Source organism: Mycobacterium sp. (genome assembly GCF_040398885.1).
GTDB lineage: Bacteria > Actinomycetota > Actinomycetes > Mycobacteriales > Mycobacteriaceae > Mycobacterium.
In genome coordinates this window covers 1-2307 of the sequence record NZ_JBBATF010000269.1, presented here as the reverse complement: position 1 = coordinate 2307, position 2307 = coordinate 1, and the positions used below count along the sequence as shown (strand labels likewise).

At 65.8% G+C, this 2307-nt stretch carries 2 protein-coding genes; one reads left to right on the top strand and one right to left on the bottom strand.

Features of this window, described 5'->3' with window-relative positions; all coding sequences use genetic code 11:
* The coding region (locus tag ADBZ5U_RS15855; protein WP_526811799.1) for an aminotransferase class III-fold pyridoxal phosphate-dependent enzyme at nucleotides 1-627 on the top strand (627 nt) is incomplete at its 5' end.
* Nucleotides 628-804: 177 nt separating this feature from the next.
* Here the strand turns inward: ADBZ5U_RS15855 and dnaB are convergent.
* Nucleotides 805-2307 (bottom strand): replicative DNA helicase (gene dnaB / locus ADBZ5U_RS15850; protein ID WP_526811797.1); only part of this gene is annotated, 1503 nt, incomplete at its 5' end.

The window sequence follows — 2307 nt, the reverse complement described above, 5'->3', positions numbered from 1 at the left end:
TTCGCCGTCCACGGCGGCGGCACGATCGCGTTCGGCCTCAAGCCCGACATGCTCACCGGCGGCAAGGGAATCGGCGGCGGCGTCCCAATCGGCGTGATCGGGATGACCGACGCCATCGCCGACATCGTCACCGCGAACCGTGACCACGACCCCGGCCTGCTCGACACCGGTGACGCCCACGGTCTCGCCGTCGGCGGCACCCTCTACGGCAATGCACTGTCCATGGCTGCGGCGCGGGTCGGGCTCGCCGAGGTCTTCACCCCCAACGCGGGCCGGCGCGTCGATGCCCTCGGTCAGCGGCTGCAGAGCGGACTCCAGCGCGAGATCGACCGGGTCGGCCTGCCGTGGACCATCGACCGGCTCGGCGGGCGTATCCAGTTCCGCCTCACCCCCCAGGCCCCTCGCACCGGTGCGGAGAGCTTCGCCTCGCTCGTCCTGCCCCTCGCCGACGCCCGCAAGGTCTTTCTGCTCAACCGCGGTATCTGGGACTCCATCGCCACTGCTGGCCCGTCGGTGTCGTATGCCATCACCGAGGCCGACGTCGACACCTATATCGACGCCGCTGGGGAGTTTCTCGACGAACTCACCCAGGGCGCGCTCTCGCTGACGCCCCCGACCGCGCTGTAGAGCGCAGCGGTCAGCGGGCTCGTTGGTACTCCCGACCAAAGCCGCCAACCACCAAGATCAGTGCCAGCTCTACATCGTCTTCTCACCGAAATGTCGCAAATGCCATCGGTATGACATTTCAATTGAGACGACGACATTCAGAATGAGAACATACATACTATGCAGCAGCTGCTGCTGCTATTGCCTCGCCATATTCGTGAACCGCGACAGATGCAGCTGGTGCGCCACCGTCACCGTCTTCGTCGGACCGTTGCGGTGCTTGGCCAGAATGAGATCCGCTTCGCCGCCCCGGGGGTCATCCCGCTCGAAGGCGTCCGGCCGGTGCAGCAGGATCACCATATCCGCATCCTGCTCGATGGCACCGGACTCGCGGAGGTCGGCCAGCATCGGCTTCTTGTCGGTGCGCTGCTCCGGGCCGCGGTTCAGCTGGCTCATCGCGACCACCGGAACCTCCAACTCCTTGGCCAAAAGCTTTAGCTGCCGGGAGAATTCGGAAACTTCCTGCTGTCGGGACTCCACCTTCTTGCCGGAGGTCATCAACTGCAGGTAGTCGATGACCACCAGCCGCAAATCGGACTTCTGCTTGAGCCGGCGGGCCTTTGCGCGGATCTCCATCATGGTCAGGTTCGGCGAATCGTCGATATACAAAGGCGCTTCGCTGATCTCACTCATCCGACGGGCCAGCCGCGTCCAGTCGTCGTCGCTCATCCGGCCCGAGCGCATATCGGCCAGCTTGATCTTTGCTTCCGCCGAGAGCAGTCGCATGACGATCTCGGACTTGCTCATTTCCAGGGAGAACACCACGCTGGAAAGCCGGTTCTTGATGGAGCAGGAACGCAGGAAGTCCAGGCCGAGAGTGGAGTTGTGCGTCGGAATCATGGCGCGGCCGGCCAGATAGAGATGGTCGTCGTTGTCGACCTCGACGCACCGGACCGGCACGCTGGGAATCGTTCGCACATCAGCGATTCCGAATTGCCGGGAGACCGCAGCCGGTGCCCCCGCGCCGACGAGCTGACGAGCCCCCACTGCCGAAACGACGTCCGTCCCGATCTGCAACTGCGCGGTGATGACGATGCCGCGCAGCGTCGGCCACTGATGCTCCGCGTCCGCGACAATCACCGAGCCGTCGGAGAACTCAACCTCGTAGCAAGGGCGTCCGACCATCACCTCGGTCGCGGCGACCACTCGGGTCGGCATCCCGTCCGCACCGATCAGCCAGTCGCCGACGGCCACCTCGCCCATCGTCGTCCAACCGGTCGGGGTCGGCAGCGGGGTATCCAACGCCAGGGCCTTGCCCATACCCGGCCGCGCCGCCACCACGATCATCTGACCCGGGTGCAGCCCGTTGGTCACCTCGTCGAGTTCGGTGAATCCCGTTGGCACACCCCGGGCGATGCCGCCCTGGGAGGCGATGGCGTCGATCTCGTCCATGGTGGGCTGCAGCAGTGCCTCGAGTGGAACGAAGTCCTCGGCGGTGCGGCGCTCGGTGACGTCGTAGATCTCGGCCTGGGCGCGATCGACGATCTCGTTGACGTCGGCGCCCTCCGCACCGGCGTAGCCGTACTGCACCACCCGGGTGCCGGCCTCGACCAGGCGGCGCAGCAATGCCTTCTCCGCGACGATGCCGGCGTAGTAGCCGGCGTTGGCGGCGGTGGGCACCGTGGAGATCAGGGTGTGCAG